Annotated in this window: 27 protein-coding genes, 1 tRNA gene and 1 other RNA gene; 14 read left to right on the top strand and 15 right to left on the bottom strand. The window is 67.8% G+C overall.

Annotated elements, in window-relative coordinates:
* The first annotated feature begins 15 nt into the window (after nt 1-15).
* Together DQP57_RS15040 and DQP57_RS15035 are read left to right on the top strand one after the other, a co-directional pair.
* Entirely contained in the window at nt 16-306 is a 291-nt protein-coding gene (locus DQP57_RS15040; protein WP_112633702.1) for a CDGP domain-containing protein, read from the top strand.
* Between the two features lie 133 nt (nt 307-439).
* The gene (locus DQP57_RS15035) at nt 440-1,684 is read left to right on the top strand and encodes an HNH endonuclease signature motif containing protein (RefSeq protein WP_112633701.1); all 1,245 of its coding nucleotides are present in this window, start codon (nt 440-442) and stop codon (nt 1,682-1,684) included.
* A 366-nt stretch (nt 1,685-2,050) separates the two neighbouring features.
* Here the strand turns inward: DQP57_RS15035 and DQP57_RS15030 are convergent, their stop codons facing one another.
* Complete coding sequence (locus tag DQP57_RS15030; RefSeq protein ID WP_112633700.1) at nt 2,051-3,130, bottom strand: ATP-dependent DNA ligase; 1,080 nt, start codon at nt 3,128-3,130, stop codon at nt 2,051-2,053.
* 26 nt (nt 3,131-3,156) lie between these two features.
* On the opposite strand from DQP57_RS15030, the gene ligD reads away from it, so the two are divergent.
* On the top strand, nt 3,157-4,188 hold the full coding sequence (gene ligD / locus DQP57_RS15025) for a non-homologous end-joining DNA ligase (protein WP_112633699.1): 1,032 nt from the start codon (nt 3,157-3,159) through the stop codon (nt 4,186-4,188).
* A gap of 616 nt (nt 4,189-4,804) precedes the next feature.
* Here ligD and DQP57_RS27440 read toward each other — a convergent pair.
* Nucleotides 4,805-4,927 (bottom strand): hypothetical protein, encoded by a 123-nt coding sequence (locus tag DQP57_RS27440; RefSeq protein WP_276310837.1) that lies wholly within the window; start codon nt 4,925-4,927, stop codon nt 4,805-4,807.
* Between the two features lie 360 nt (nt 4,928-5,287).
* On the opposite strand from DQP57_RS27440, the gene DQP57_RS15015 reads away from it, so the two are divergent.
* Nucleotides 5,288-7,330 (top strand): glycoside hydrolase family 172 protein, encoded by a 2,043-nt coding sequence (locus DQP57_RS15015; RefSeq protein ID WP_112633697.1) that lies wholly within the window; start codon nt 5,288-5,290, stop codon nt 7,328-7,330.
* Here the strand turns inward: DQP57_RS15015 and DQP57_RS15010 are convergent.
* Complete coding sequence (locus DQP57_RS15010) at nt 7,271-8,104, bottom strand: rhomboid-like protein (RefSeq protein ID WP_240631766.1); 834 nt, start codon at nt 8,102-8,104, stop codon at nt 7,271-7,273. The genes DQP57_RS15015 and DQP57_RS15010 overlap by 60 nt on opposite strands.
* A 236-nt stretch (nt 8,105-8,340) precedes the next feature.
* Here DQP57_RS15010 and DQP57_RS15005 point away from each other — a divergent pair, with 236 nt between their 5' ends.
* Both DQP57_RS15005 and DQP57_RS15000 read left to right on the top strand, forming a co-directional pair.
* Complete coding sequence (locus DQP57_RS15005) at nt 8,341-9,174, top strand: mycofactocin-coupled SDR family oxidoreductase (protein ID WP_112633696.1); 834 nt, start codon at nt 8,341-8,343, stop codon at nt 9,172-9,174.
* Between the two features lie 11 nt (nt 9,175-9,185).
* Nucleotides 9,186-10,388 carry a cytochrome P450 gene (locus DQP57_RS15000; protein ID WP_112633695.1) on the top strand — a complete coding sequence of 401 codons (1,203 nt, stop codon included), beginning with the start codon at nt 9,186-9,188 and terminating at the stop codon, nt 10,386-10,388.
* A gap of 9 nt (nt 10,389-10,397) precedes the next feature.
* Here the strand turns inward: DQP57_RS15000 and DQP57_RS14995 are convergent, their stop codons facing one another.
* Nucleotides 10,398-10,982: a TetR/AcrR family transcriptional regulator gene (locus DQP57_RS14995; protein ID WP_112633694.1), complete on the bottom strand. Its 585-nt coding sequence runs from the start codon at nt 10,980-10,982 to the stop codon at nt 10,398-10,400.
* Nucleotides 10,983-11,129: 147 nt separating this feature from the next.
* Between DQP57_RS14995 and DQP57_RS14990 the strand changes: the two genes are divergently transcribed.
* A complete protein-coding gene (locus DQP57_RS14990; RefSeq protein WP_112633693.1) occupies nt 11,130-11,519 on the top strand; it encodes a PPOX class F420-dependent oxidoreductase in 390 nt (129 codons plus the stop codon).
* Between the two features lie 12 nt (nt 11,520-11,531).
* Here the strand turns inward: DQP57_RS14990 and DQP57_RS14985 are convergent, their stop codons facing one another.
* Genes DQP57_RS14985 through DQP57_RS14975 form a run of 3 tightly spaced genes read right to left on the bottom strand, consistent with a single transcriptional unit; the run spans nt 11,532 to nt 13,440 of the window.
* Nucleotides 11,532-12,518 (bottom strand): SDR family NAD(P)-dependent oxidoreductase, encoded by a 987-nt coding sequence (locus tag DQP57_RS14985; protein ID WP_165821816.1) that lies wholly within the window; start codon nt 12,516-12,518, stop codon nt 11,532-11,534.
* A gap of 26 nt (nt 12,519-12,544) precedes the next feature.
* Nucleotides 12,545-13,267, bottom strand: coding sequence for a cutinase family protein (locus tag DQP57_RS14980; protein WP_112633691.1), 723 nt, complete (start codon nt 13,265-13,267; stop codon nt 12,545-12,547).
* Complete coding sequence (locus DQP57_RS14975) at nt 13,267-13,440, bottom strand: CsbD family protein (RefSeq protein WP_112633690.1); 174 nt, start codon at nt 13,438-13,440, stop codon at nt 13,267-13,269. Before DQP57_RS14975 ends, DQP57_RS14980 begins: the two co-directional genes overlap by 1 nt.
* A gap of 61 nt (nt 13,441-13,501) precedes the next feature.
* Here DQP57_RS14975 and DQP57_RS26870 point away from each other — a divergent pair, with 61 nt between their 5' ends.
* A complete protein-coding gene (locus tag DQP57_RS26870) occupies nt 13,502-13,660 on the top strand; it encodes a hypothetical protein (RefSeq protein ID WP_165821815.1) in 159 nt (52 codons plus the stop codon).
* Between the two features lie 31 nt (nt 13,661-13,691).
* On the opposite strand, the gene DQP57_RS14970 is transcribed toward DQP57_RS26870, so the two are convergent.
* The 3 genes from DQP57_RS14970 to DQP57_RS14960 are packed head-to-tail and all read right to left on the bottom strand — an operon-like array spanning nt 13,692 to nt 17,256.
* A complete protein-coding gene (locus DQP57_RS14970) occupies nt 13,692-14,750 on the bottom strand; it encodes an NAD(P)H-dependent amine dehydrogenase family protein (RefSeq protein ID WP_112633689.1) in 1,059 nt (352 codons plus the stop codon).
* A 38-nt stretch (nt 14,751-14,788) separates the two neighbouring features.
* Nucleotides 14,789-15,928, bottom strand: a complete 1,140-nt coding sequence (locus DQP57_RS14965) for a hypothetical protein (RefSeq protein ID WP_112633688.1) — start codon at nt 15,926-15,928, stop codon at nt 14,789-14,791.
* The gene (locus DQP57_RS14960) at nt 15,925-17,256 is read right to left on the bottom strand and encodes a hypothetical protein (protein WP_112633687.1); all 1,332 of its coding nucleotides are present in this window, start codon (nt 17,254-17,256) and stop codon (nt 15,925-15,927) included. The genes DQP57_RS14965 and DQP57_RS14960 overlap by 4 nt, the downstream gene beginning before the upstream one ends.
* Nucleotides 17,257-17,300: 44 nt before the next feature.
* On the opposite strand from DQP57_RS14960, the gene DQP57_RS14955 reads away from it, so the two are divergent.
* A complete protein-coding gene (locus DQP57_RS14955) occupies nt 17,301-17,639 on the top strand; it encodes a hypothetical protein (RefSeq protein ID WP_112633686.1) in 339 nt (112 codons plus the stop codon).
* 3 nt (nt 17,640-17,642) lie between these two features.
* On the opposite strand, the gene DQP57_RS14950 is transcribed toward DQP57_RS14955, so the two are convergent.
* From DQP57_RS14950 to DQP57_RS14940, 3 genes are all read right to left on the bottom strand, one after another.
* Nucleotides 17,643-19,028, bottom strand: coding sequence for a CHAT domain-containing protein (locus DQP57_RS14950; RefSeq protein WP_112633733.1), 1,386 nt, complete (start codon nt 19,026-19,028; stop codon nt 17,643-17,645).
* The gene (locus tag DQP57_RS14945; RefSeq protein ID WP_112633685.1) at nt 19,025-20,758 is read right to left on the bottom strand and encodes a hypothetical protein; all 1,734 of its coding nucleotides are present in this window, start codon (nt 20,756-20,758) and stop codon (nt 19,025-19,027) included. The genes DQP57_RS14950 and DQP57_RS14945 overlap by 4 nt, the downstream gene beginning before the upstream one ends.
* A gap of 99 nt (nt 20,759-20,857) precedes the next feature.
* Complete coding sequence (locus DQP57_RS14940) at nt 20,858-21,316, bottom strand: lipoprotein LpqH (protein ID WP_205869137.1); 459 nt, start codon at nt 21,314-21,316, stop codon at nt 20,858-20,860.
* A 175-nt stretch (nt 21,317-21,491) separates the two neighbouring features.
* On the opposite strand from DQP57_RS14940, the gene DQP57_RS14935 reads away from it, so the two are divergent.
* Complete coding sequence (locus DQP57_RS14935; RefSeq protein WP_112633683.1) at nt 21,492-21,872, top strand: hypothetical protein; 381 nt, start codon at nt 21,492-21,494, stop codon at nt 21,870-21,872.
* A gap of 14 nt (nt 21,873-21,886) precedes the next feature.
* Nucleotides 21,887-22,627: an enoyl-CoA hydratase/isomerase family protein gene (locus DQP57_RS14930; protein WP_112633682.1), complete on the top strand. Its 741-nt coding sequence runs from the start codon at nt 21,887-21,889 to the stop codon at nt 22,625-22,627.
* Here the strand turns inward: DQP57_RS14930 and DQP57_RS14925 are convergent, their stop codons facing one another.
* Nucleotides 22,628-23,458, bottom strand: coding sequence for a hypothetical protein (locus DQP57_RS14925; RefSeq protein ID WP_112633681.1), 831 nt, complete (start codon nt 23,456-23,458; stop codon nt 22,628-22,630).
* An 89-nt stretch (nt 23,459-23,547) separates the two neighbouring features.
* A tRNA-Ser gene (locus tag DQP57_RS14920) sits at nt 23,548-23,636 on the bottom strand.
* 76 nt (nt 23,637-23,712) lie between these two features.
* Between DQP57_RS14920 and ffs the strand changes: the two genes are divergently transcribed.
* The 3 genes from ffs to DQP57_RS14905 all read left to right on the top strand — a co-directional run.
* An RNA gene (gene ffs, locus DQP57_RS14915) (signal recognition particle sRNA small type) lies at nt 23,713-23,809 on the top strand.
* A gap of 78 nt (nt 23,810-23,887) precedes the next feature.
* Nucleotides 23,888-25,180: an aminotransferase class I/II-fold pyridoxal phosphate-dependent enzyme gene (locus DQP57_RS14910; RefSeq protein WP_112633732.1), complete on the top strand. Its 1,293-nt coding sequence runs from the start codon at nt 23,888-23,890 to the stop codon at nt 25,178-25,180.
* A gap of 52 nt (nt 25,181-25,232) precedes the next feature.
* A partial coding sequence (locus DQP57_RS14905) for a DNA polymerase III subunits gamma/tau (protein WP_112633680.1) occupies nt 25,233-26,556 on the top strand: 1,324 nt, incomplete at its 3' end.

The following is a 26,556-nucleotide window of genomic DNA, read 5'->3' as shown; positions in this document are numbered from 1 at the left end:
TGACGGGAGGCAACCATGAAGCGCTGCATTGTTGGTGGAACGACTGCCCTGCTGACGGCCGCAGGGCTGATTGCCTCGGCGCCGCCGGCCGCCGCCGGCTGCCAGTACGGGGGACCCGTTCTCAGCAAGTGCGACGGCCCCGTCCAGCCCGACGGCACCTGGCAACGTTGCGTCGCGGTCACGCGCCTGGTCCCCAACGGCGCCAGTTCCTACCTAGTGCCGGACAACCACTGCGGCCTGATGGGTCCCGGCCAGCAGCCCTCGGATTTCACCTTCGCCGATCCACCGACGCACATCGACGGCTGAGCGGGCCGCTTCAACCCGGGCCTGGCCCATCATTCGGGGTTCGCGGTGGTCGTGGCGGGTCTACGAGGACGGTCACTTCCCGGCACAATTTCTTGCGGCCAGATTTGTCGTACCCGACTGCGATGATGTTGTCATGTCTTTGACCGCGACTGTAGCCAGCGTCGAAGCGTCCCCTAAGGAACGGCTCGAGGTGCTCTTCGAGGAGCTGGCGGAGTTGAGCGGTCAACGCAATGCGATTGATGGGCGCATCGTCGAGATCGTGGCCGAGATTGATCGCGACGAGTTGTGCGGGATGACCGGGGCGCGGTCGGTGTCGGCGTTGGTGGCCTGGAAGACGGGCTGCTCGCCGGCGCACGCGCACACGATCACCACCATCGCGAGCCGGCTCGAGGAGTTCCCCCGGTGCGCCCAAGGCCTGCGGCAGGGCCGGCTGTCGGTTGATCAGGTCGGGGTGATCGCCGCACGCGCCGGTCACGGGTCCGATGAGCATTACGCACAGCTGGCCGCGGTCGCGACGGTCAACCAGTTGCGCACCGCGGTCAAGCTCGAACCCCGACCCGACCCCGACCCCCGGCCCGAGCCCCAGGGTTCGTTCACCACGACCACCACCGAGAACGGCAGCTGCTACCGCATCACACTTCCGCATTCCGATGCGGCGACGTTCGACGCCGCCTTGGCGTCGCATCGTGACGCGCTGATCGCCGAGTGGAAACACGATCAGGCCAGCAGCGCGGATGATCGGCGGCCGCCGATGCCGGGCACCGTCGAGGCGTTCCTGCGCCTGGTCGAGTCAGGGTGGGATGTTGAGGCGGCGCGGCGCCCACACGGGCAGCACACCACCGTCGTGGCGCACCTCGACGTCGACAAGCCGGCCGCGGCACTGCATCTGGGTCCGCTGCTCTGCGACGCCGAACGCCAATATGTGACCTGTGATGCCACCTGTGAAGTCTGGTTCGAACGTCACGGCGAGGTCATCGGCGCCGGGCGGGCGACCCGGCTGATCAACCGGCGGCTGCGCCGCGCGCTGGAGCATCGCGACCGCAGCTGCGTGGTTCCCGGTTGTGGTGCCACCCGCGGCCTGCACGCCCACCACATCCGGCACTGGGAAGACGGCGGGCCCACCGAGCTGGCCAACCTGGTGCTGCTGTGCCCGTACCATCACCGGCTGCACCATCGCGGCGTCATCACCATCACCGGACCCGCACACGCACTCGTTGTCCGCGACGACGCCGGGCGCGTGCTGAGCCCGGGATCGCTGGCACGCCCACCCACCACACCCCGACCCGCGGTCGCGCCCTGTCCGGGACCGACCGGCGAACGCGCCCAGTGGTGGTGGTACACACCCTTCCAACCCCAACCACCACCGACAGCTAACTAGCTCAGCGCTGCCCGTCATGACCAGCACCGGGTTAAGGCCCAAACAGGTTGGGGCATAGAGAAATTCGCGCGGATGCGCGCAGGACTGCATCGCGATAATCGAAGTCGACAATCCGCGCCGACGTGCGCACTAACGTGCGCCAAGCGGACGCGGATTTCGTCTTCCTCCATCCTCGAGGCACGTCGACGCCTGACTGGACCCGACCGGGACACGGGTCTAGGCTTCGTCGCTTAGTTCAGGGTTCTTTACGACGCTGATCCGGTCGCGGCGGATAGTCTCCCACTGCGATATAGATCCTGGGACAACCGCGGCGTCGTGACGCCCAACAGCCGGACGCTGTAGGCCCGTCAACCCGCCGTCGCTGTCCTAGCTCGAACCGAGCCCCGGCACGATGTCGCCCAGGCTGAAAGTCACCGGCTGTTCGAGCTGTTCGTACGTGCACGAGCGGGGGTCACGATCCGGGCGCCACCGATTGAACTGCGCGGTATGGCGAAACCGCCGACCTTCCATATGGTCGTAGCGGACCTCGACCACCCGCTCGGGCCGCAGCGGCACGAACGACAGATCCTTGCCGGCGTTCCAGCGGGAGAACTCGTTCTTGCGAGGCGTCCGCTCGCCGGCTTCGTGCGCCGCCCAATTCCACGGGTGACCTTCGAAATCGGTGACCAGCGACTGTAATTCGCCGAACAGTCGCCGCCGCTCGGCCATCGGGAACGCACCGATCACCCCGACCGACGCCAGCTGACCGTCATCTTGATACAGCCCCAACAACAGCGAACCGATCGCGTCGGCACCGGATTTGTGCACGCGATAGCCGGCGACCACACAGTCGGCGGTCCGCTCGTGCTTGACCTTGAACATGATCCGCTTGTCCGGTTGATAGGTGATGTCCAGCGGTTTGGCGATCACGCCATCGAGGCCCGCGCCCTCGAATTCGTCGAACCAGCGCTGCGCGGTGTCCAGATCGGTCGTCGCCGGCGTGACATGGATCGTGCGGCCCGGCTGGGCCGCTGAAGACACAGCGTCGAGCAGGGCGGCGCGCCGCTCGGTGAAGGGCCGCCGCGTGTAGTCGTCGTCGCCGAGGGCGAGCAGGTCGAACGCGATGAAGGACGCCGGTGTGGTCTCGGCGAGCATCCGCACTCGCGACTCCGCCGGGTGAATGCGTTGCTGGAGCGCCTCGAAATCCAGGCCCCGGTCGGTGGCGATGACGATCTCGCCGTCGATGACGCAGCGCTGCGGCAGCTCGGCCCTGACCGCGGCGACCAGCTCGGGGAAGTAGCGCGTCATCGGCCGTTCATTGCGGCTGCCCAGCTCGACGTGGTCGTGGTCGCGGAAGCAGATCGACCTGAAGCCGTCCCACTTGGGCTCGTAGGACGCATCGGAGGGAATGGAGCGAACCGACTTGGCCAGCATCGGCGACACCGGCGGCATGACAGGGAGATGCATAGCCTGATTGTGCTGGAATCAGAGGTATGGCTGCTGCAGAAGAGCTCGACGTCGACGGCATCGCGGTGCGGCTGACCAATCCGGACAAGGTGTATTTCCCGAAACTCGGGTCGAAAGGCACCAAGCGACACCTGGTGGACTACTACCGTGCCGTCGCGGGTGGCCCGATGCTCGATGCCCTGCGCGACCGGCCTACGCACCTGCAGCGGTTCCCGGACGGCGTCGACGGTGAGGAGATCTACCAGAAGCGGATCCCGCAGCACCATCCCGACTACCTGCAGACGTGCCAGGTGACCTTTCCGTCGGGGCGGACCGCCGACGCGTTGAAAGTCACCCACCCGGCGGCGGTCGTGTGGGCGGCACAGATGGGCACGGTCACCTTGCACCCATGGCAGGTGCGCTGTCCGGACACCGACCATCCCGACGAACTGCGCATCGATCTGGATCCCCAGCCCGGCGTCGCATTCCACCAGGCGCGCACGGTCGCGGTCGACGTGCTGCGCCCGCTGCTTGACGAGCTCGGACTGGCGGGCTACCCGAAGACTTCGGGCGGTCGCGGTATCCACGTGTTCCTGCGGATCACGACAGACTGGGATTTCATCGAAGTGCGCCGCGCCGGCATCGCCCTGGCCCGCGAAGTCGAGCGCCGGGCGCCCGATGCCGTCACCACGTCCTGGTGGAAGGAAGAACGCGGCGAGCGTATCTTCATCGACTTCAACCAGAACGCCCGGGACCGCACCATGGCGTCGGCGTATTCGGTGCGACGCACGCCGATCGCCACGGTATCGATGCCACTGACGTGGGACGAGCTCGCCGACGCCGAGCCGGACGATTACACCATGGCGACCGTGCCCGATCTGGTCAAGGATCGGCAAGACCCTTGGGCCGCAATGGATGATGCGGCCCAATCGATTGTTCCCTTATTGGAAATGGCCGAGGCCGACGACGAGCGTGGGCTTGGGGACATGCCGTATCCACCGAACTACCCGAAAATGCCCGGCGAACCCAAACGCGTTCAACCCAGCCGGGATCGAGACCTCAAAAACGAGAAGGACTAACCACAATGCGTTGTACGGACTCTGCGTGGGCCGCGGTTTACCCTCGCGCGCCCCTTTGTTCACGTGAGGGTGCCAACGCTATCACTCGCGGCGCGTGCGCAGAAGGCATTCTGTTGCGCCGCAGTGGCTTAACCTGATTTGTCACAGTGACACCCCGGGGCCTCAATCCCCGCATTGGCGAACCGGATTCAAACCACACGAATTCCCCCGCCCGAACTGCCACGGCGTCGGGGCCAACGGCTTTCAGAACTGTTTAGCCGAGGCGATTAGCTTACCGCCATCGCGCGCAAAGGTCACCCAGGCAATTCGCGGAGAGCGTGCGCATGGCCCGAACAATGCGCACGCCCTCGCGTGGCTCGAGTGGGCGTTGCCCAAGCGCGGCCCGAATGCGACCGATGCGGCCTGCAAAACCCCTGATGCCCAGTGACTTTCACATCACGAGGTTTCGGTTGATGCCGTCATGGTCCCATCCGCTACGCCGGCACGTAACGGTATGTGACCGTGCGCAAACTGGCACCCAATGCCATGGAGAAACTACGCAACAGGCCCACGAAATGGGCCATACCAAGGAATGGATGCGAGTAATTGAGACCCCGTGCCGGTAGCCCGGCAAAACCTACATCGTGCAGGTCAGGTTGGGTCCGCAGTCGATGGTTATCGGCGTCGTGCAGCCGGAAGCCGTGATGGCGGTGAAGGTGAGGATCAGACCAAGAACAACTTTGTATTTCAGACCAGACATGACCACTCCGTCCGTAGGAGAATATCTGACGCCCGAGAGTAGGTATATTACGCGTCGCGCTGTCGTATGAGTATGGGAATGAGTAATTTTCGGACTAATTACTTCACCTGACTGAAAGTAGCCGAGTGCAGGTCGTTGATTTCGGGCACCTTACGGGGTGAGTGCAGATGTTTTCGGGTCTAAATCGAGTCCTATTGCGCCGCAAAGGGGTACCCGCAGGCAGTTATCGCCAGGGAGGAAACGTGTTGGGCCGAAACAGGATACAAACTTGCTTTAGGGCCTGATATCCAACTTTCGGTATCGAATTCACCGGAGCGCCTAACTGCAGGTACGGGATTTCCTTCCGTAGGCTCTGTTTCTATGTCGGTGGCAGCGCGGTTATGCACCGCGACATTCGCGTTGCTGCTGGTGACGAATTCCGCGGCCGGGGTGGCCGGGGCGGATCCGGCCACGCCCGGTACAAACCTGGCCGGCGAAAGATTGGTCGGCTGGGACACCTATCGGCGGCTGGATCGGCTGCCCTATTTGGACCCCGCCTCGCAAACCCTGCAGGTATCCAGCTTTGATCGCAGCGGCGGCAATTTCGACATATCGACCGGCAATCGCAACGGCAGCGGCGGGTGCCTGGCGCCGGGCGGCGCCGGCTGCATCATCGCGGAGGATCACGGTGCCGGAGAGATCGATTCGATCTGGCTGACCCGGGACGGCGGCAATGTCCGCGCCCTCGGACACATCCGCATCGAGCTGGACGGGCAGACCGTGGTCGACACCCCACTGCAATCGTTGGTCGACGGCAGCTTGGGGGCACCGTTCGTGTGGCCGCTGGTGGCCAACGCCGCGCAATCGCCGGGCGGCGACTACATCAAGGTGCCGATGCCGTACCGGCGCTCGATGCGGGTCAGCGTCACATCGCATTTGGAGTATTACCACGTCGACTATCGGCAGTTTCCCAACGCCGACGGGATCAACACTTTCGCGCCCAGCGATCCCGCGCTCGACGTGCTGGACATCCTCCGGGCCGCCGGGACAACCGACCCCAAACCGGCGGCCGCCGATGTGGCGCACAGCAATCGGGTCATCGAGCTGGCCGGCGGCGCCGCGCAGACCATCGCCGAATCGACCGGCCCGGGTAGCATTTCGGCGCTGCGACTGCAGCTGCCGGGGCCGGCGGCCGCGCAGTTGAACGGCTTGCAGCTGCGGATCGAGTTCGACGGGCGAACCATGGTGGACTCCCCACTGGGGGAGTTCTTCGGCGCCGGGCTGGGTGTCAACTCCGTGCGATCGCTGATGTTCGCGGCCACCCCACAGCCCGATGGGGCGCTGCAGCTATGCGCTTGGTGGCCAATGCCTTTCGCGCAATCGGCCCGCGTCACGCTCGTCAACACCGGCGGCGACGCGGTATCGGGGATCGTCAGCGACGTCGCCACCACACCCGACGCCCGGTGGGCGCCCGCGCTGATCAGCGGCCGGGCCGGCTACTTCACCGCGCGCTCACATGCCGGGCCGACCGCGCTCGGCCAGGACTGGCTGTTCGCCGAGGAGCAGGGACGCGGCAAATTCGTCGGTGTCAGCCAGACCATCCACGGCTATCGAACCAAAACGGCGTTCAGTGACGATGCCCCGTACTTTCTCGAAGGCGCCGAACGGGTCTACATCGACGGCGCCGCGTCCCCGCAGTGGTACGGCACCGGCACCGAGGACCTTTACGAGGGCGGCTGGTACTTCAAGGACGGCACCCACTTCAGCGACCCACTCAACGGCCAGCCCGATCAACGCACCTCCGCCGGTGGTTGCGCCGACTATTGCGTCGCCGTCTACCGGATTATGCTGGCCGACGCTATCGGCTATCACTCCGCGCTCCGATTCGGCATCGAACACGGCAAACGGAACATGGTGCAGCCCGATTACGGCTCGACCGCCTTCCTCTACACCCAGCCGGACCCCGGTGTCACCGGTGGCGACGACATCAGCCCGACGGATCCCGTCAATCGAGTCCTACACGGCTACACCGACTCCGACGCGACCGACCAGCTCCTGGTCAGCGAGTACGAAGGCACTCAGGACACCCTGCCCGTCGCCGGTTCGGTCCGTACCGCCAACGGCGCGATCACCTTTCACGTCCAGATCGATCCGGACAACGACGGCATCCTGCTGCGGCGCACCTCGGATCAGGCCACCGGCTTTCAATCGGCCGACGTTGCGGTGGACGGCACCCCCACAGGCAACTGGCTGCAGCCGCGCAGCAACAGCATCCACCGGTGGCTGGACGACACCTACCTGCTGCCGCGTTCGGTGACGGGTGGCAAAGCGCAGGCGACGATCACCCTGACGCCCACCGCCGACTCACCGCCCTGGACCGCCAGCCGGTACCACGTCGACAACCTGGCGGGACCCACCGGCTAACGAACGGTTGGTGGCCAGTCCGATGAGCGCCCCGGCCAGCCCCCCGACGGGCGCCATCAGCGAGGGCCCGGCGAGCAAGAGATAGCCGAACGTGACGGCGACCATGAGCAGCGTCTGGTGCAGGGGCGCCCATGACGCAGCCGACCGGAGCCGGAACGACAACCCGATGCCGAGCAGCAGCGCCACCACATGGCCGACGGCGGTAAAGTCCGCGCCCGCGGCAGCCACCACGGCGATCCCCAGCCACCAACCCGCCCAGACGCCGCGCCAACGCGCCGGGATCGCGGCCGTGAACGCGCCGAGCACGCACACCGCGCCGTAGCTGATTCCCACATCACTGGCGCGGGCGACCGAAACCGGCAGCATGCCGGTTTCGATGGCGGCGACCAATCCGACAGCGACGATCAGCGTGGCGCCGATGTGCCCGACGGCGAAGGTGACAAGCAATCCCCTGCCGCACCACATGAGCTCACCCAAGGCCAGGAGGCAGACCAGCCCGGGCAGCCAAAAGAACAGATCGCCGCCGTCGTTCACGAAAGCGCTGCCGATCAAGGTGCCCAGGTGACCGCGCCCCAGGTTGTGGACGTTGGTGCTCATTCGGCTCACGGCGACCTCGTGCGCGTGCGGGCCCGCCGCGGCGAGGGTGACATAGATGGTGAGCAGGACGATCGCATAGCTGGCCGTGACTCGAACCGACGCCGCCGCGGGCACAGCGCGCAGCGGCGCCTCCGTCCAACGCGGGGCGCCGTCGCGGCGGGTAGCGGCGAGCGTCATGGTTCGACCGTGCCGGTTCGGCGGGCGGCGCGCCTCGTTCTTAACGAAGCCTTCACACGCGCGTCGCAAATCTTCACGGATGGGCGGGCCCCGTGACGCCACCTTAAAGAGCGGCGATCGCGGCAACGGCCCCGTCGGCGGACTCGATCGCCTTGACGGACTCGTCGGGATGCTGCTAGACATGGCCTGCGCCACACTTTTGGGCGATCGCCCAAAATCGACGGGTGGAGGATGCCATGGGTCGGATGGACGGCAAGGTTGCCTTCGTGACCGGTGCGGCACGGGGGCAGGGCAGGAGTCACGCCGTCCGGCTCGCCCAGGAGGGTGCCGACATCATCGCGGTCGACATCTGCCGGGGCTTCGAAGGGTCACCGGCACCCGCCGCTACACCGGAAGACCTCGACATCACCGCGGGCATGGTCAAGGACGCCGGAGCACGCGTGGTGACCGCCGAGGTCGACGTCCGCGAATACGACGCGTTGAAGGCGGCGGTCGACACCGGCGTCGAACAGCTGGGGCGCCTCGACGTCATCGTCGCCAACGCGGGCATCGGCACGATGACCGGCAAGCTGCACAAGACCGACGAGGCGCTGTGGCAGGAAATGATCGACGTCAACCTCAGCGGCGTGTGGAAGACGGTCAAAGCCGGTGTCCCGCACCTGCTGGACGGCGACCGCGGCGGTTCGATCATCTTGACCTCGTCGGTCGCGGGCAGGAAGGCCTACCTGCACACCGGCCACTACACCTCGGCCAAGCACGGGGTGATCGGCCTGATGCGGGCATTCGCGGTTGAACTCGGGCACAAGATGGTCCGGGTCAACGCCGTGCTACCCACCCATGTGAACACGCCGCTGCTGATCAACGAGGGCACCTTTCATGCCTTCCGCCCCGACCTGCAGAACCCGGGACCCGAAGACCTCGCGCCGATCTGCCAGACCTTCCACACGCTGCCGATCCCGTGGGTCACCGCCCAAGACATCAGCAATGCCGTGCTGTTCCTGGCCTCCGACGAGGCCCGCTACATCACCGGCGTCGCGCTCCCAGTGGACGCCGGCAGCTGCCTGAAGTAAGGAACGGATCGATGACCGTCACCAAGGACACCGACGTCTACTACGACCCCTACGACGTCGAGATCAATGCCAACCCCTACCCGATCTACGCGCGGCTGCGCGAAGAAGCGCCTATCTACTACAACGAGCGCTACGACTTCTGGGCGCTGTCAAGGCATTCCGACGTCGAGCGGGGCCTGGCCAACTGGGAGACCTTCTCCAACAGGCGAAGCGACATCCTCGAGCTCGTCCAGTCGAAATTCGACATGCCCGGGGGCGTCATGATGTTCCAGGACCCGCCCGAACACTCGAGGCTGCGCGGCCTGATGTCGCGGGTGTTCACCCCGCGCCGGATGGCCGCGCTCGAGGACCAGATCCGGCAATACTGCGTGCGGTGTCTGGACCCGCTCGTCGGCTCGGGGGGCTTCGACATCATCGCCGAGCTGGCATCCATGATGCCGATGCGCGTGATCGGTATGTTATTGGGAATCCCGGAGTCCGAACAGATCTCGGTGCGTGACGCCAACGACGCCAACCTGCGCACCAAGCCCGGCGCGCCACTGAAGGTCGCCGACGCCGACTCCATCGCCGACGGCCGGATCTATGCCGACTACGTCGAATGGCGATCCAAGAACCCCTCGGACGATCTGATGACGACGCTGCTCAACGTCGAATTCGACGACGAGAACGGGGTGCACCGCAAGCTGACCCGCAAGGAAGTGCTGCATTACACCCAGGTGGTCGCCGGCGCCGGGAACGAGACCACCGGCCGGCTGATCGGCTGGCTGGCCAAGGTGCTCGCCGAGCACCCCGATCAGCGCCGCGAGGTCTACCGCGACCGGTCACTGTTGACCCGCACCGTCGACGAGACACTGCGATTCGAACCCACCGGTCCGCACGTCGCCCGCTGGCTGGCAAGAGATTTCGAGTGCTACGGCACGACGGTCCCGGCCGGCAGCGCCATGCTGTTGCTGTTCGGGGCAGCCAATCGCGATCACCGCCGCTACACCGATCCCGACACCTACAACATCCGCCGCGACAACATCTCGCACATCACCTTCGGCAAGGGCGTGCACTACTGCCTGGGTGCCAACCTGGCCCGCCTGGAGGGTCGCGTGGCGCTGGACGAGATCCTGAATCGGTGGCCCGAATGGGACATCGATTACGACACAGCGCAATTGGCGTCGACGTCGACCGTCCGCGGCTGGGAGCGACTACGGGTCGTGTTGCCCTGAAGGCCCGCGCTAGGTGGGCATCTCGAATCGCTCGATGAGCCGGTTGACCAGCGCGACGGCTTCTTCATGGCCCCCTGTGGCGCCGAGCGCTTGTTCCAGGATGAGCATGCGGCCGATCGCGGCGATGATGACCGCGAGCCCGGCGGGCGGAAATTCGTTTGTGTCCACATCATGTTCGCGGACGATGAAGGTCAGCGCCGTGATCTGCGTATCGCGCCACCGCTGAAACCAAGCCGCGAGCTCCGCCCTGATCTCCTTGCGATGATTGGCAAGTCCCATGAACTCCAGCAGCAGGCGCGTGTCCTTTGGTTCGATCAGCGTGTCCCAGAAGGCATGTAGCGGTCGGTCGGAGGTCAACGCCTGCTTTTGGCGCTCCTGATAGGCGGCCGCCCCGCGCCGGAACACGTCTAGATACAGCTCATCCATGGTGGGAAAGTAATAGTGGACCAGCGCCGGTTTGACACCGGCTGCGCTGGCCACCCTCCGCGAGGTCGCCGCCGCGTATCCTTCCTCGACCATGATCTGGATTGTTGCGTCGATCAGCATGTCGCGAGTGGTGGAGTCCCGCGTCTTCGGCCGTCGCGAAGCTGTCATGTGCTGGCTCTTTCGGCAACGGATACAAACGCCACGGTTTGGGCAATCGCCCAAGAGCTTAGCTCAGGTCGGCCGGCCCACGATTAGGAAGTCGCATGATGGGGCAATTGAGGTCCAAACACCCTGATCCACAGAAAAGGAAAGCTCGTGGCCCCCAGCTTCACGGACGTCATTCAATCCAAGTACCTGCTGTTGACGACCTTCACCAAGGACGGGCGTCCGAAACCGACACCGATCTGGGGCGTGCCCGACGGGGACGACACGCTGTTGGTGATCACCGACGACGGGTCCTGGAAAACCAAGCGCATCACCAACACTCCCAGGGTGACGATCGCCAAGAGCACGGCGCTGGGCAAGCCCAAGAGCGAGGAGGTCGAGGCGAAAGCCCGGGTGCTACCGAAATCCGAGACGAGGCGGGTCTACAACGCCGTCCTCAGGCGCTACTGGTATCACGCCCCGTGGTTCTATGCGCACTCGATCGTCCGCGGCGGCATCGACAAGGTGCACGTCGGACTCGAGATCAAGCCCGCCGCCTGAGACACGGCGCGGCTAGGCGCCTTCGGTGCGAATCGCCTCGAAGGTATCCGCCACGGTCTCCTGCGGATCCCGATAGGTGATACCGAGCTCGCGCTCGCTCGGGGAATCGTCGGAGGCCGGCATCTGCGTGTAGTACTGCATTCCCGCCCAGGTGAACGGCGTCTCGAAGGGCAGAAAGCGGTTCGCCCGATCCAGCACCGCCCCGGCGACGCGCAGCGCCGTGTCCGGGATGGGGACGGCGACCATCGGCGTCCCGGCGACCTCGCCGAGCAGGTTGGCCAGCTCGGCCGCGGGCACCCGATGACCGCCCGCGGTGTAGCGGCGCGGTCCGCGCCCGGGCTCGAGCAGGGCCGCGTGCAGCGCGGCGAGGTCGCGGACGTCGACGATCAGCCACGCCGCGCTGCGCCCCGGGATCGCGTGCATCTGCAGGGCGGACCGCACACCCTCGCCGGCCTCACCGAACTGATCGCCGGCCGGGGGACCGAGCACCATGCCCGGATAGGTGATGTTGACCGGCGCACCCGCATCCTGCAGGCCCCGGGCGTAGATCTCGACCTGCGCCTTGGACGTTCCGTATCCGTCCGCGCCGCCCACCACCGGCAGGTCCGCCGTCAAGGTCTCCAGGTCGGGATGGAACAGCGCGGTGAAGCTGGACACGTGGACGATGGGATCCAGGCCCAGCTCGACCGACTGGCCGAGGACGTTCTGTGCGCCTTGCATGTTGGTGGCGAGCATCTCGGCCGTCTGGCGCGGATCGGTGGCCACGAGTGCGGCGCTGTGCACGACGGCATCGCAACCCTGCAACGCCTCCCGCACGGCGAGGCGGTCGGTGATGTCGGCGACGGCGAAATCCGTGACGTCCACGCCCAACTTGGCCACGGTGGTCTGCAGCTTGTCGGGGTTTCGGACCAGAAACCTGACGGAGTGCCCCGCATCGGAGATGGCCTTGGCGGTCCACCCGCCGACAAATCCGGTACCGCCCGTGATCAGAACCCGCATGGCCTCATTCTGCAAGACGCGGAAATTCAGAGGTGGCTCGAGGCGAAGTTGGCCGCCTGGTTGGTCATGCCGTTGATCGGATACGACGTGTGCGCGGCGAAGTCACTGCCGTCGCCCTTGCCGCAGATCGGGTCACCCTGCGCGCACAACTCGAGGGTCTTGGGCTGATACAACGGCCCGATGGTCAGCGGCGGTGCGTTGTACTTCTGCAGGAACTGACCCGAGGGCGTTCCGAACAGCGTCACCGCGGCCACGTGCTTGGCGACGTCGGGCGGCATCGGTGGGGGCACCGCGGACGCCGGCACGCCCGGGGGCACGGCGGCCGAGGTGGTGTACCCCGCGACGGCGGCGCCCTGCGAGTAGCCACCGAGCACCTCTTTGGTGTTGGGACAGCTCGCCGCCATCGACTCGATGTGCGAACTGGCGTCGCGGATGCCGTCGATGACCGTCAATGGAAAGTCCGGGCTCGAAAAGTCCGTGCTGGCAGGGTAATTCACCGGATACACGGCCAGCGACCGACCGCCCAGCCGTGAACGCAACGCGTCGACGAAGGGCTGGCCGATGCCGCCGACGCCGGGCGCCTCGCCGGATCCCCGAGCGAAGACGACCTCGACGTCCGGACACGGCTCGGCCGCCGCGGACGGAACCGGCACGCTCGCGAGCAGCGAATCGCACACCGCGACAGCGGAAAGCGCACAGATGGACAGCCGGCGCCCGAACATGACGGCCGACACCGCACGGATGCTCATTACTTCTTGAAGGCGTCCTTCACCTTTTCGCCGGCGTCCTTCAGGCTGGACTTCGCCTGGTCCGCCCTGCCCTCGTTTTTGGTGTCGTGGTCACCGGTCGCCTTGCCGATGGCCTCCTTGGCCCGGCCGCCCAGGTCCTCGATCTTGTTCTTCAGCTTGTCTTCGTTGCTCATGCCGCTGTGGCTACCCGGCAATGGCAGCTATCAAAACCCGCGTTGCTGTCATCATGGACTCGTGAGCACCGCGATCGTGGTGGCAATAGTGGCGGGGCTGATGCTGCTCGGCATCGGCATGGTGATCAATCAGCTGCTGCGCCTGAGGCGCTATTTGGGTGACTCGCCCGCCGATCGGCCCCCCGTTATCAAACCCGAGCCCCCGGAGCATTTGGGCTGAGACGGCGATGTCGGGGCAGGGCTGACCCGGATCAGCCGACATACGCGTTGCCGCGCGGGAGTGTCAGCGGAAGGTCGGCGTAGGTGGCGATTCCCGGCGCCGCGGCGACGACCGCGGCGATGCCGTTGATGGCCGGCACCGCCGTCATGATGTGGCCGAGGTCCATGAATTCCTCGAGCGTCGTGGCCTCGAAGTACGGCGGCGGTAGGAAGCCGACCTTGGTGGTGACCGTCGGCTGCCCGTCGATCTGGATGACCCAGCCGTCCTGTTCGATCTGCCAGTCGGGATCGAGCGTCTGTCCCTTTTTCCACCGGACGTTGAGGTCGATGAGTGTCTGGCCGCCGACGATGCCCTGCCAGCTGATGTAGGTACCGGCGACGTGTCCGGCCGGGATGGTCCAGGACGCCATGACGAGATCCTCGGTGGTCTGGGCGAACTCGGCGACGCAGCGCACCTCGTCGAGCTCGACACCCAGCGCGTCACCCACCAACCGGACGGCCTCGCCGAAAATGGCCGTGCCCTTCGCCGCCATCGCCGGCAGGTCGGGGTTGTCGATCGGTTGGCCGAAGCCGACGGGCTTCTCGGTCTCCGGCGAGTCATAGAAGGTGGTGTCGGCGGCCTCGTTGACGGTGACCTTGTCGATCCGGTTGCAGACCATCGCCGACACGATGGCCAAGAGTTCGGCGAAGCCCGGGCTGACGCCTGACCCGAAGATCGTGGAGCCGCCCTTCTCGCAGGCCTCCAGGATCCGGTCCCGACCCTCGCCGAGGTTGTGGCCGGTGATGAACGAGGCCGTGGTCACCACGTTGACGCCGGCGGACAGGATGCGGACGAGTTCGTCGACGTTGATCCACATCGGGTTGTAGACCACGCAGTCCGGCTTCAGCGCCAGCAGCTCGTCGATGTCGTTGGTCGCTTTGACGCCGAGCGGCTCGATCCCGACGAGTTCGCCGGCGTCGCGGCCCGCCTTCTCCGGCGACCAGGCGTAGCAGCCCACCAATTCCAGGGTGGAGTTGCCGACGATCGACTTCAGTGAGCTCTTGCCGACGTTTCCGGTGTTCCACTGAACGACGCGATAGGTGTTTGGCACTCGCTCAGCATAGGGAATGGCCGGGGTTCTTAGTAGGCCTAATAGGCAGATTCCGCGGCCAATATTTCGGCGAGGAAGGCGTCTCGCGGCGGCGAGTCCAGCCGCGACCGAGCCCAGCGCCGCACCCGCTCCCGGATTTCGGGGGATTCCGTCGATTCGGCACCCACCAGGACCGACGTCGCCGACCAGTCGTGGTCCCAGGCCACCGACTCCGTCAGGGGCTGCCCGCGGCCGTCTTGCAACGGAAGGGTTGCGCGGCCGCCGGCGTCCAGGGTGCCGAGGCCCTCGATGGCCGCCGAACGCAGGCGCACCGCGATGCCGGTCGCCGGGTCCGGCCCGATGACGGCCGCCTGTACGACGGCGACGACCGCCGAACCGCGGGCGTCGACGCTCCAGTCCACGGTGTTTTCGCCGGCATCGAAGATCGCCGGGGGAACCCCGCTCCAGGCGACGGAGGCGACGCCGCGGGCTATCGCGGCCGCCCCGAACGGACCCGCGCCCGCGCCGGCGGCTAACGCGTAGTCATCGCGACGATCGGTCGGCATCGTCACAATCAGGCGCGGATCGTCAAGCGCGGCAATGAGTTCGAACCACCGGTCGCCGCCCACGCCGATTTCCTCGGCGAGTCCGGCGCTCGCCCGGACCAGGTCCACCACCCGGGAATCATCGCTGTGGGCCCGGCTCATCAGCGCGTCGGCGTGCGGCGCAAGCAGCTGCGTCACGTCCGAATCCAGCGTGTCGTCGGAAAAGAAGCTCTGCGCGCCGGCGGTCAGCGCCGCAACCTCGACATCGAGCAGCGCGCGGTCCAGGCCGGCGAGGCCGTCCTGCCTGCTGGCGGGCCACCACCGGCGCAGCCAATGGCCGATGGCGAGCCTGCGCAGCGGGGCGAGCGAGCCCGGCACCAGGTCGACGCCCGCGAGCTCGATGCCGCGCGGGTGACCGGGCACCCCGTCCACGGCCGACACCAGCGCGACATGACCGGCTTCACCGAGCACCCGCCACAACCAGTCCGCGCGCGACACGTCGGTGAACGTGATGTGCGGCGCCGCGTCGTCGGGGTCGTCCACCGTCCACGACAGCACCGCTCCGCTGACCTCCAGCAGGGCGATCAGTGGCGTTGCGGCCGTGGGGTTTACGGGCTCGGTGCTCCAAAGCCCGGAATCGGCAACCAGTCTCACCCGGCCACCTGCAATTCCAGCATCGCTTTGATGCGCTGCCGGTGATCCAGGCTCACCGACCGGGCCACCCCGTCCAATAGCGCGCGCACGTCGTCGACGTCGTCACAACGCTCCTGCCAGACGTCCCGCCCGTGCAGCCGCGCCCACAGCCGGCTCAGGTAGGGCTGCGCGAAGGCCGCGAGGTCGTCGACCACCTGACGCTGGCGGGGATGAATCGGGCCGTTCTCGGCCAGATACCGGCGGGCGTGCATCACGTACGCCTCCTTGCGCAGCCGCGCCTGGATCTGCGCGGCGAGGTCGTAACGGCACGAGGCGGACGGGTCCAGCGGAGCGAGCTGGATCGCGACCTCGATGCCCGCCACCAGCGTGGCTTGTTTGTCCTCGGCCAGTAGCCCCCACGGCGCGCAGGCCCGGTCGACCTCTTCCGCGCACAGCACCGGGATTTCGGGTAACGCGTCGCGATCCAGGGCGCGCCGCAGGGTCGCCCGCACCCGGTCCACCACACTGCGATCCAGCGGACGCTCACCATCGGCGCTCTGTGAAATCGACGGCGGCTGTTGTGGCGCAACGGAACTCAGGCCAAGATCGACGATCGACCAGGGCAGTCGGTCCGTCTCGGTGCGGGCCAGCGCGCCCAGGTTGTACGGGGTCGGGTCGGTGATCATCGCCGACCACACGCGCCGGCGGGTCGCCGCGGCGCCGTGGCCGCCGGCCGCGCCCAACACCGTGCCGAGCTCGGCCCGGAACGGATCGATGACGGCGGCCTCGTCCGGTCGCACATCGCGCCAACTGTGCTCCAACTGCTCGGCGAGCGCGGCAACGACATGGGCATCGGCCACGTATCGGTGCAGGACCTCGATCGCGGTGCGATCGCGATCGCGATGGATCTCGCCGAGCACCGCCGCCGCGGTCTGGTAATCCTGCGGCGTCGGAGGGCCTTTCGTGACGGCGAGTTCGAAACAGACCGGAAAATACAGCTCCTGGGCGTTGCCGGTGCGGATCCGCTGCCTGCGGCGCTCCAGCTTGAGAGCATCGAACCATGCTGCGGCCGAACGCAATTCGGGGCCGCCGCCGACGATGAGGTCGTGCATCGCCGCGGCCGTCTCCGCCGTGACCACCGGGGCCGAATAGGCGGGGTTGGATCGCAGTCGCAGCACCAACGGGTCGAGGATGCGTTTGACGGTCCGGCTCAGTGGGGCACCGTCGTCACCGCTGAGCACCTCCACGCCGGGGCCGATGGCCCGCCACGCCGCCTCGATCACCGACCGCCGTGGATGGGCCACCGCCTCACCTCCCACGGCGGTCGCAACCTGCGGGTCGGCGCTCATCTGCACAGAATAGGGCCATCGCAAAGTTTGCGGCAGCCAAAAAGTTGGGTTCGGTAGCCGGGCTGCGGCCGGACCCTGATCGCATGAACAAGCTGTTGCTGCTGGTCGAATGGCTCCGGTCGCGCCGCCGCCGGGACGCCGGGAACCGCACCGTGGGCGTTGGCACGGTCCGCAAGGTCAAGCGCCAGGTCTTCATCGAGGTGGTGGCCGTGTCGGGGGAGACGTTCATCGGCAAGCTGGCCCGGTGCGACGGGGGCCCGGACCTGTCGATGCTGCGGCCGGGCCTGGTCGTGTTGGTGGCCTTCGATCCGACCGCCCGCGAAGAGCTTTCGCTGCCCGACGACGTGCTGGCCGTCCACGCGGCGTGGGTGGCCTCGCTGTGAGCGTTACCGCGCGCCGTCGACGGCGAACGTGGCCAGGGCGGCCCAATACAGCGGGCTGGCGCTGACCTCACCGTCGCGCCAGCGCCGCATCTGTTCGCGCTGCCACCGGTTCACCGCGCACCCGGCCTCCTGCGCGGCGTCGTGGGCGTCGTCCACGGCCGCCACGAGTTCGGCCATCGGGTCGGCAGGCTCCGCGTCGGCCGCGCCGGTGAACCGCGCGAATTGCCGGTGCGCGGCGGTCGTCGGCAGCGACCACAGCGTGGCGGTCACCAGCTGCGCGCCGTTCAGGATCATCGCCGCCACCAACCCGGTTGCTTCGTCGAACTGATAATCACCACCGGATCCGCAGGCCAGCAACGCCACGCGCGGCGGCATCGGCAATCGCAGGGCCATCAGGTCCGAGGCGGTCAGCGGGCGATGATCGCCGATCACGTTGGCATCCCCGGGGACGTCCGCCGTATCGGCCAGATGCAGGGCGGCCCGGTCCGCGCGGGTTCCGTGGTCGTGCTGGGTGTCGGCCGAACTCGCATGGCCCACATACAGCAGCCGGCACGGGTTTTGGCGCAGCAGGTCGGCGAGCCAGGCCCGCCCGGCATCCTGGCGGCGGAACAGGTCGACGACGGTGTCGGCGCGCGGCAGGACGGGCCGGCGCCGCATGACGCCGGCGAAGTGCTGCGCCACCGGCGTGTGCGGCGCGGGCCTGCCCAGCACCGATCCCAGCGCGGAGTCCGGTCGCTGCCCCGGCACGCGAGGATCCAGAATCAGCAGCGGTGCGCCGTCTCGCCGGGCGTGCCATTCGGCCGGCGCGCGCGGCGAGTGCACGATGTTGGGCGGCACCGCCATGAGCACGTCGACCAGTTCCATCAGCCGATGGCCATCGGTCAGTTCCGCTATATCGGCTAGCCGCCAAGGGATTTGGGCCGCGGTGCGACCGCTGGCGGTGATCGCTTCCTGGCGCGCACGCACCAGTTCTTCTTTGCTCGGACCCGATTTCGGGATGGCCAGCAGCCCCCACGGCACGCGGGCCAGCCGTGCGCTGGGCGAAACGAACAGCACCGCCCGCGGCGAGGCCACGCATTCGGCCAGCAGTTGCCAGCCCGCCGTACCGATGAGCAGCACACCGAGAATGTAGGCGACCGTGAGCTCGGTGTCCGGCGTGGCGAAGGGTCCCGTGGTCAGCGCGCGCTCGATCGCGTCGCGCCGGGTTTCGGCGCCGTGCGGCTCGGGCAGGGCGGCGGTGAGTTCGGCCAGCGCGGCGAGCAGCAGGGGTTCTTCGACCACCCAGGTGACGGTTCTGGACGGCTGGCCGACGATTTGCAGGCTGGCGTAGGTCGCGATTCCGAGGTCGGCGTATCGCAGCACCAGGGTCAGCCGGTCGGGCCCGGTCATGGCCACGTCGACCAGGCGGGCTCGGCCGCGGTGACCTCGCGCCCGTAGCGCTGCACAGCCAGCTCCCGATAGTGACTCAGGATCGGCGCCGCCCCGGGTTGCATCTGCAGCGGCGGCAGCGGACCCAGCTTCGTCAACGACGCGCGGCCCGGTGTCGACGGGCCCGCGGCGGCCAGCGCCACGGGTTCCGCGTCGGCTTCGACGGGAACGGCCGCGACGGCCGTCGAGGCCCATTCGCCGATCCGCGGTCGCTGCAACCCTTCGAAAGTGCCGCGCGCACTGTGGTATTCAACGAGCTCACTGATCAGGGCGGTGTTCTCCCACTCCCAGGCCACCGCGAACGCACCGGCCAGGATGGGCGCCGAAATGCCGGTGGCCCACCGTGCCCGCGCGTCGGCGTCGGCGATCGAGTACCGCACCGAGTCGACCGCCAGGGCGGCCGGCACCTTGAGCTCGGCGGCCTGTTCGAGTTTGGTCATTGCGCGCCAGTAGGCCGGCGTGCCGACCTCGCCGCGCAGGATGCCGAGCCCCTCGGCCTGGCGCGCCTCGGTTTCCTGCAGCGTCTCGTCGGGATCGCCCGAGCTGTCGAAACCCAGGTCCGCCAGAGCGTCGGCGCGCCAGACCGTTCCGAGATGATTGTCCAGCTGGGCGTACTGCAGCCAGCTGCTGCGTGGCGAGGAGTCCAGCAATTCGCGGGCTTGCGCGATCAGCTCGACGGCGTCGGAAAAGCGGCTCCAGAAGATGGCGATCCAGCTGCGCTGCAGCAGGATTCGATGCAGCGGCAGCGGCTTTCCAAGTTCGCGCCAATGCCGTTCGGCGTGCTCCCAGCATTCGTCGGCGGCCTCCAGGGCGCCAGATCCCAGCCGGGTGAGTCCCATGTACAGCCAGCACCGGGCCACGTCGTGGGCCCGGTCATGGCGGGCGATGACCGGATAGGCCTGACCGACCAGTTCTTCGGCACCGGCGTGGTCGTTGGCCGCCCAGCGGCCCGCCACCCGCTCCAATTGTGCTCTGGCTCTTGCCAATTCCCAACCCTTGGCGGCTGCCCGCGCCTCGGCGCGCCGCAACCACGGCTCGGCCTCGCTCAACCGCCCGGTTTCCACGCAGAACCTGCCGTACCCGGTGGCGCCGGTGATCCACAGATAGTCGGCGCGCTCGCCGCCGCCGGCATGACCGATGTTGTCCAGAACCTTTTCCCACAGCGCCACCGACCGCACATGCAGGTCGTCGTCACACAACGCGGTGGCGCACAGGATCTGCGCGGTGGCGCACAGAGTTCTGTGCTCGTCGGCGAGAGCGGGGTCCTCGTCCCCGGAGCCGTTGTCGCACAACGTTTCCAGCTCCGCAGCCGCGGCTTCGTGGTCGCCCAGAGCGGCGGCCAACCCGGTCCGCAGGAACTGCGCCCGCCGCGAGTATTGGCCCATCATCCGCGCGATCCCGGTGCCGGAAAGCCGCACCCGCTCGGCTTCGTGCGGCATCGTGCCCGCGGCGATGCCGGCGTAGATGGCCAAACAGTCTTCGATGCGCCGGATGGATTCGCGGACCCCGTCGTACGCCCCGCGCGCCAGGTAGATCTCGCCAAGCTGCCCAAGGGCTTCCAGCATGAGGTCGTCGTCCCGGTCGTCGCGTTCGATCCGCGGAATCAGTGACAGCAGCAGATCGCGGGCACCGGCCTCGTCGGCGGCGAACGCCAAACGGCGCGCCTCGTCCAATTCGTCCGGGATCGACACGGCTGCATCATAAGTCCGAGGGTGGTACCTGGATCGCCAAAACCGCGAGCGGCGGACGCGTGAGTGAGGCACGTCCGCCGCTCGAGGGCCGCAAACCGATCAGCCGCAGGACACCTTGATGGTGAAGTCCTTGGTGATCATTCCCGCCATCGGGTTCTTCATGTCGGCACCCTGCGCCTGACCGGTGATGGTGTAGGTCTTGCCATCGACCGCGACGTTGGCCGAACCCACCTTGGCGCCCATGTTGTCGCTGACCGCCAGCGCGTTGCCGTCGACCACCAGGGCCAGCGACTGGACCTTCGGGCTGGCTTCGTCGGTGAGCACGACGGCCAGCGCCTGCTGGGCACCGCCCGTGGAGCCGCTACCGATGTTGATCTTGCCGCCGGTGCGCACACAGGTCACCGACGCCGGGTTCACGCCCGCGAGGTCGGTACCGCCCACCTTGACCTGGGCGTTGGTGCCCGTGGAGGCGCTGGGCGTCGTGCTCGACCCCGATGCGGCCGGGTGGCCGCCGCTCGAGCACCCCACCAGGGCCACTGAAGCCGCGGCGCAGCCCAGGGTCCCAATCGCAGCTGCGAGAAGACGTTTCACTTGTGGTTCCTTCCTTCGTGCGCCGCCCCGATGGCGTCGTCCTGGCGCCAGTACAGACCGCTGCGGTTGCTACCGATCCCAAATTTCGCCCGGCCCAGCGGTAGGCTGCGTCGATGTCGGAGTCGGCGAAGGGAATACCGCGATGCTCAGCGTGAAATGGCTGGAAAAGCCTGAGGCCCATGACTTTCCGGCGGCGGCGGACTACCTCAGCATGCTTGCCGGCGCGCAGACGGTGAAGAAGGCGATCAAAAAGCTCAAGTCCGGGACCGTGACACACCGGAAGGCCAAGGACATTCTGCGTGCCGCGCAGCTGGGCCTGCTGCCGGTGGACAATCCGCACGTCGCCGCCGACCTGACCAAGGTCGAGAAGGGCCTGCCGCTGTCACCGATCCTGCTGGTGCGCGGTGACTTCGTCACCGGGGTTCCGGTCCAGATCGCCGACGGTTACCACCGCGTCTGCGCGAGTTATCACACCGACGAGAACACCGACATTCCCGTGGTCCTCGTGGCCGTCGGCCGCTGAACGGAGGAAGCATCATGATCGACATCAACTCCGCGGGAACCGTCAAGGTGCTGACCCTGTCCTCCGGGCCGGTCAACGCGCAGGATGTCGAGCTGCTCGAAGGCCTGGCTACGGCGGTGCGCGAGCTGGCGAGTTCGGACGCCGGCGCGCTGGTTATCACCGGTGCCGGCCGGGCCTTTTCCGCCGGCGTCGACCTCAACCGCGTGGTGCAGGGCGGCACCGGCTACACCGATCGGCTGGTTCCCGCGCTGTCGGCGGCCTTCGAGGCGGTGTTCAGCTATCCGGGACCCACCGTCGCCGCGATCAACGGCGCCGCCATCGCGGGCGGCTGCGTCCTCGCGTGTGCCTGCGACCGCCGCCTGATCGGCCCCGACGCGCAGATCGGCGCGGCCGAGGTGCGGGTCGGGGTGCCGTTCCCGGTCGCCGCGCTGGAGGTCATGCGCTACGCCTGCGGGATGCACGCCGATGAGGTGCTGCTGGGCGGCCGCAGCTATCGGGGCGCGGAGGCCGTGGCCCGCGGACTGGCCCACCGCGTCGTCGCCGAGGAGCTCCTCGAGGCGGCCGTGGCGGAGGCGTCGGACCTGGGCAGCGTCCCGCCCGACGCCTACCGGCAGACCAAGACTCAGTTGCATGCTCCGACGATGGCGCGGATCCGCGAGGCCCGCGGGGTCGATGACGAGGTTCGCCGGATGTGGGGCACGGACGACACGCTGCGACGCATCGCCGCCTACGCGGAGCGGCTGCGGCGCCGCTGATTAGTCCTCGTCGACGGTTTCGTCGAGGGCAACGCCGGCCCGCGTGCGCCTGCGCCGCATCCGGTGCGATCCCTTGCCGGTCGGGCGCCGGTTGCGCAACTTGGCCCCCGACTCGTCGGACTCGTCGGCGTCCTCGACGGCAGCCTCGTCGGGTTTTGCCTCGGTCGCCGGCTCCGGCGTCACCCCAGACTCGGTGGCCTCGGCGGCGTCGCCGGTGGCGGCGGTGACTTCGGCGGGTTCGGCTGCCGGCTCAGCCTGTTCGGCGTCCTCGGTCTCTTCGACTTCCGCGGCGGCGGTCTCCGCCTCGTCGGCCTCGTCGGTCTCGTCGGCTTCGGCCTCGTCGCCCTTCTTGCCGCGCACGCGGCGCTTCTTGGGCTCCTTCGCCTTGATCGGTTTGGGCGGCGGCGGGGGCAGCTCGGCGACGAAGGAGAGGTAGAAAGCGAAAATGCCGAGCAACGCGATCGCGGCGGCGGCCCCGTAGATGCCGAACAACCACCGCCCGGCGGCGTCCAGGCTCAGCCAGATCTCGCTGATCGCCGTCCCGATGATCAGCACGCCGGCCAGCACGTGGGCCACGATCGACCAGATCCGCAGGGACAAGGCCAGCTGCGGCGTCCCCAGCTCGGGCTTGCGGGTGCGCAGCAGGGTGAACACCACCGGCAGCGCCGCGAGCGCAATGAGGGCGCCCGTCACGATGCGCAGCGCCATCCCCAGCGTGCGTGAGGTGTCCCCCATCAGCTCCGGCCAACGGGGCAACACAAAGAAGAAGTAGAGGGCGCCGGCAACGAGGGAGAACAGCAGGTGCCATGGCACGGCGATCTTGCGCCCCATACCCCTCCTCATGCTGGTGAATCCACGCCAGCCTAAAGGCGGCCGACCCGAATCCCTATCAATTCGTACAGGTCCGCTCGGCGGACCACTGGCGGAGGATGCGGGATTTGAACCCGCGAGGGCTGTTAACCCAACCCGCGTTCCAGGCGAGCGCCATAGGCCACTAGGCGAATCCTCCGTGGCCATGGTAACCGAGGCCCCGATGGCCGCTGCCAGTTGCTCGTCGTCGACTCCGGGGCAGGTATTAGACTCATCGCTGGACCCCGCGCGGCGTCTATCCTGTGAACTCCCCCAGGGCCGGAAGGCAGCAAGGGTCAATGGGCTCTGTCGGGTGCGCGGGGTCCCCTAGGTCAAATGGGTGCCGACCCGCTGCGCCCGGCCACGCCGCGCTTGCGGCCGCCCCCAATGCCGACAGCGAAAGGGTTCACGGTGTCGCTGGAGTCCCTCACCCCTGCCGAGCTCGCGGCTGCGCACGCTCGCCACCAGCAGGATTACGCGGATCTGCAGGCCAAGAAGCTTTCCCTGGACCTGACCCGCGGGAAGCCGGCCGCCGCCCAGCTGGATCTGTCCAACCAGCTGCTGAGCCTGCCCGGCGACGACTACCGCGACAACGAGGGCACCGACACCCGCAACTACGGCGGCCTGCACGGCCTGCCCGAGCTGCGGGCCATCTTCGGCGAGCTGCTCGGCATCCCGGTGCAGAACCTGATCGCGGGCAACAACTCCAGCCTGGAACTGATGCACGACCTCGTCGCCTTCTCGATGCTGTACGGCGGCGTGGACTCGCAGCGGCCCTGGAAGGACGAACCGAGCGTCAAATTCCTGTGCCCGGTCCCCGGCTACGACCGGCACTTCAACATCACCGAGACGATGGGCATCGAGATGATCCCCGTCCCGGTGCTCTCCGACGGGCCCGACGTCGACCTGATCGAAGAGTTGGTCGCGGCCGACCCGGCCATCAAGGGAATGTGGACGGTGCCGGTGTTCGGCAACCCGACCGGGGTCACCTACTCCTGGGACACCGTCCTGCGGTTGGTCCAGATGCGGACGGCGGCCCCTGACTTCCGGCTGTTCTGGGACAACGCCTACGCGGTGCACACCCTGACGCACGACTTCATCCGGCAGGTCGACGTGCTCGGGCTGGCGGCCGCGGCCGGCAACCCCCATCGGCCGTACGTGTTCGCGTCCACCTCCAAGATCACCTTCGCCGGCGCCGGCGTGAGCTTCTTGGGCGGCTCGCTGGGCAACATCGCGTGGTACCTGCAATACGCGTCGAAGAAGTCGATCGGACCCGACAAGATCAACCAGCTGCGGCACCTGCGCTTCTTCCGCGATGCCGACGGCGTGCGGCTGCACATGCTGCGGCACCAGCAGATCCTGGCGCCGAAGTTCGCCCTGGCCGCCGAGATCCTGGATCAGCGGCTCAGCGATTCCAAGATCGCCTCGTGGACCGACCCCAAGGGCGGCTACTTCATCAGCCTCGACGTGCTGCCCGGCACGGCCAAGCGGACCGTCGCGCTGGCCAAGGACGCCGGCATCGCGGTCACCGAGGCGGGCGCGTCGTTCCCGTACCGGAAAGATCCCAAGGACACCAACATTCGGATCGCGCCGACCTTCCCGTCGCTGCCGGACCTGCGCGAGGCCGTCGACGGCCTGGCCACCTGCGCCTTGCTGGCGGCGTCGGAGTCGCTGCTGGCGTCGTCGACCTCGAGTGTGAACTAGACGACCCTGCCGGCCCGCGTCGCCGTCGGCGGACGCCGGTAGCCTGCTGACCGTGGCCCTCTACCGCAAGTACCGACCGGCAACCTTCGCCGAAGTGGTGGGGCAGGAGCACGTCACCGAACCGCTGTCGGTCGCGCTGGAAGCCGGCCGGATCAACCACGCGTACCTGTTCTCCGGACCGCGCGGCTGCGGCAAGACCTCCTCGGCGCGCATCCTGGCCCGCTCGCTGAACTGCGCCCAGGGGCCGACGGCCACCCCCTGCGGCGTCTGCGATTCGTGCCAGGCGCTGGCGCCCAACGCGCCCGGCAGCATCGACGTGGTCGAACTCGACGCCGCCAGCCACGGCGGCGTGGACGACACCCGCGAGCTGCGCGACCGCGCGTTCTACGCGCCGGCCCAGTCGCGATACCGCGTGTTCATCGTCGACGAGGCGCACATGGTGACGACGGCGGGGTTCAACGCGCTGCTCAAGATCGTCGAGGAGCCGCCCGAGCACCTGATCTTCATCTTCGCCACCACCGAACCGGAGAAGGTGCTGCCGACCATCCGGTCGCGCACCCACCACTACCCGTTCCGGCTGTTGCCGCCCAAGACCATGCGCGCGTTGATCGGCCGGATCTGCGAGCAGGAGGGCGTCGCCGTCGACGACGCCGTCTATCCGCTGGTGATCCGCGCCGGCGGAGGCTCGCCGCGCGACACCCTGTCGGTGCTCGATCAACTGGTGGCCGGCGCCGAAGGCGCGCACGTGACCTATCAGCGGGCGCTGGGGCTGCTCGGCGCCACCGACATGGCCCTGATCGACGACGCCGTGGACGCGCTGGCCGCCGCCGACGCCGCGGCGCTGTTCGGCGCGGTGGAGTCGGTGATCGACGCCGGGCACGACCCCCGGCGATTCGCCACCGATCTGCTCGAGCGGTTTCGTGACCTGATCCTGCTGCAGGCCGTCCCGGACGCGGCGAGCCGCGGCGTGGTGGACGCCCCCGAGGACGTGCTGGAGCGGATGCGTGAGCAGGCCACCCGGATCGGGCCCGCGACCCTGACCCGCTACGCCGAGGTGGTGCAGGCCGGGCTGGGGGAGATGCGCGGTGCCACCGCGCCGCGTCTGCTGCTCGAGGTCGTGTGCGCGCGACTGCTGCTGCCCTCGGCCAGCGACACCGAATCCGCGCTGCTGCAACGCGTCGAGCGCATCGAGACCCGGCTGGACATGTCGATTCCCGCCTCCGATGCCGCCGGAGCGGCGCCGCGCGGCGCTGCGGCGGGGGCCGAACCCGAGCCACCCGCCCGGTTCACCCGGCGGTCCGCGGCGGCCACCGCCAAGCCCGACCCGAAACCCGAACCCAAGCCCGAGGCCCAACCGGCTCCGGCCCCCGAGCCGG

It is taken from the genome of Mycobacterium colombiense, from assembly GCF_003284935.1.
Classification (GTDB): domain Bacteria; phylum Actinomycetota; class Actinomycetes; order Mycobacteriales; family Mycobacteriaceae; genus Mycobacterium; species Mycobacterium arosiense_A.
The sequence above is the reverse complement of the archived record's forward strand: the minus strand, read 5'-3'. Positions and strand labels throughout refer to the sequence as shown.

What these genes read in the sequence shown, in the direction of transcription:
- DQP57_RS15030 (WP_112633700.1), bottom strand. Translation starts at nt 3,130, where the DNA reads ATGCATCTCCCTGTCATGCCGCCGGTGTCGCCGATGCTGGCCAAGTCG.
- DQP57_RS27440 (WP_276310837.1), bottom strand. Translation starts at nt 4,927, where the DNA reads ATGTCTGGTCTGAAATACAAAGTTGTTCTTGGTCTGATCCTCACCTTC.
- DQP57_RS14925 (WP_112633681.1), bottom strand. Translation starts at nt 23,458, where the DNA reads ATGGGGCGCAAGATCGCCGTGCCATGGCACCTGCTGTTCTCCCTCGTT.
- DQP57_RS14935 (WP_112633683.1), top strand. Translation starts at nt 21,492, where the DNA reads ATGCTCAGCGTGAAATGGCTGGAAAAGCCTGAGGCCCATGACTTTCCG.
- DQP57_RS14950 (WP_112633733.1), bottom strand. Translation starts at nt 19,028, where the DNA reads ATGACCGGGCCCGACCGGCTGACCCTGGTGCTGCGATACGCCGACCTC.
- DQP57_RS14930 (WP_112633682.1), top strand. Translation starts at nt 21,887, where the DNA reads ATGATCGACATCAACTCCGCGGGAACCGTCAAGGTGCTGACCCTGTCC.
- DQP57_RS15000 (WP_112633695.1), top strand. Translation starts at nt 9,186, where the DNA reads ATGACCGTCACCAAGGACACCGACGTCTACTACGACCCCTACGACGTC.
- DQP57_RS15005 (WP_112633696.1), top strand. Translation starts at nt 8,341, where the DNA reads ATGGGTCGGATGGACGGCAAGGTTGCCTTCGTGACCGGTGCGGCACGG.
- DQP57_RS15010 (WP_240631766.1), bottom strand. Translation starts at nt 8,104, where the DNA reads ATGACGCTCGCCGCTACCCGCCGCGACGGCGCCCCGCGTTGGACGGAG.
- DQP57_RS14975 (WP_112633690.1), bottom strand. Translation starts at nt 13,440, where the DNA reads ATGAGCAACGAAGACAAGCTGAAGAACAAGATCGAGGACCTGGGCGGC.
- ligD (WP_112633699.1), top strand. Translation starts at nt 3,157, where the DNA reads ATGGCTGCTGCAGAAGAGCTCGACGTCGACGGCATCGCGGTGCGGCTG.
- DQP57_RS14985 (WP_165821816.1), bottom strand. Translation starts at nt 12,518, where the DNA reads ATGCGGGTTCTGATCACGGGCGGTACCGGATTTGTCGGCGGGTGGACC.
- DQP57_RS14960 (WP_112633687.1), bottom strand. Translation starts at nt 17,256, where the DNA reads ATGAGCGCCGACCCGCAGGTTGCGACCGCCGTGGGAGGTGAGGCGGTG.
- DQP57_RS14980 (WP_112633691.1), bottom strand. Translation starts at nt 13,267, where the DNA reads ATGAGCATCCGTGCGGTGTCGGCCGTCATGTTCGGGCGCCGGCTGTCC.
- DQP57_RS15035 (WP_112633701.1), top strand. Translation starts at nt 440, where the DNA reads ATGTCTTTGACCGCGACTGTAGCCAGCGTCGAAGCGTCCCCTAAGGAA.
- DQP57_RS15040 (WP_112633702.1), top strand. Translation starts at nt 16, where the DNA reads ATGAAGCGCTGCATTGTTGGTGGAACGACTGCCCTGCTGACGGCCGCA.
- DQP57_RS15015 (WP_112633697.1), top strand. Translation starts at nt 5,288, where the DNA reads ATGTCGGTGGCAGCGCGGTTATGCACCGCGACATTCGCGTTGCTGCTG.
- DQP57_RS14995 (WP_112633694.1), bottom strand. Translation starts at nt 10,982, where the DNA reads ATGACAGCTTCGCGACGGCCGAAGACGCGGGACTCCACCACTCGCGAC.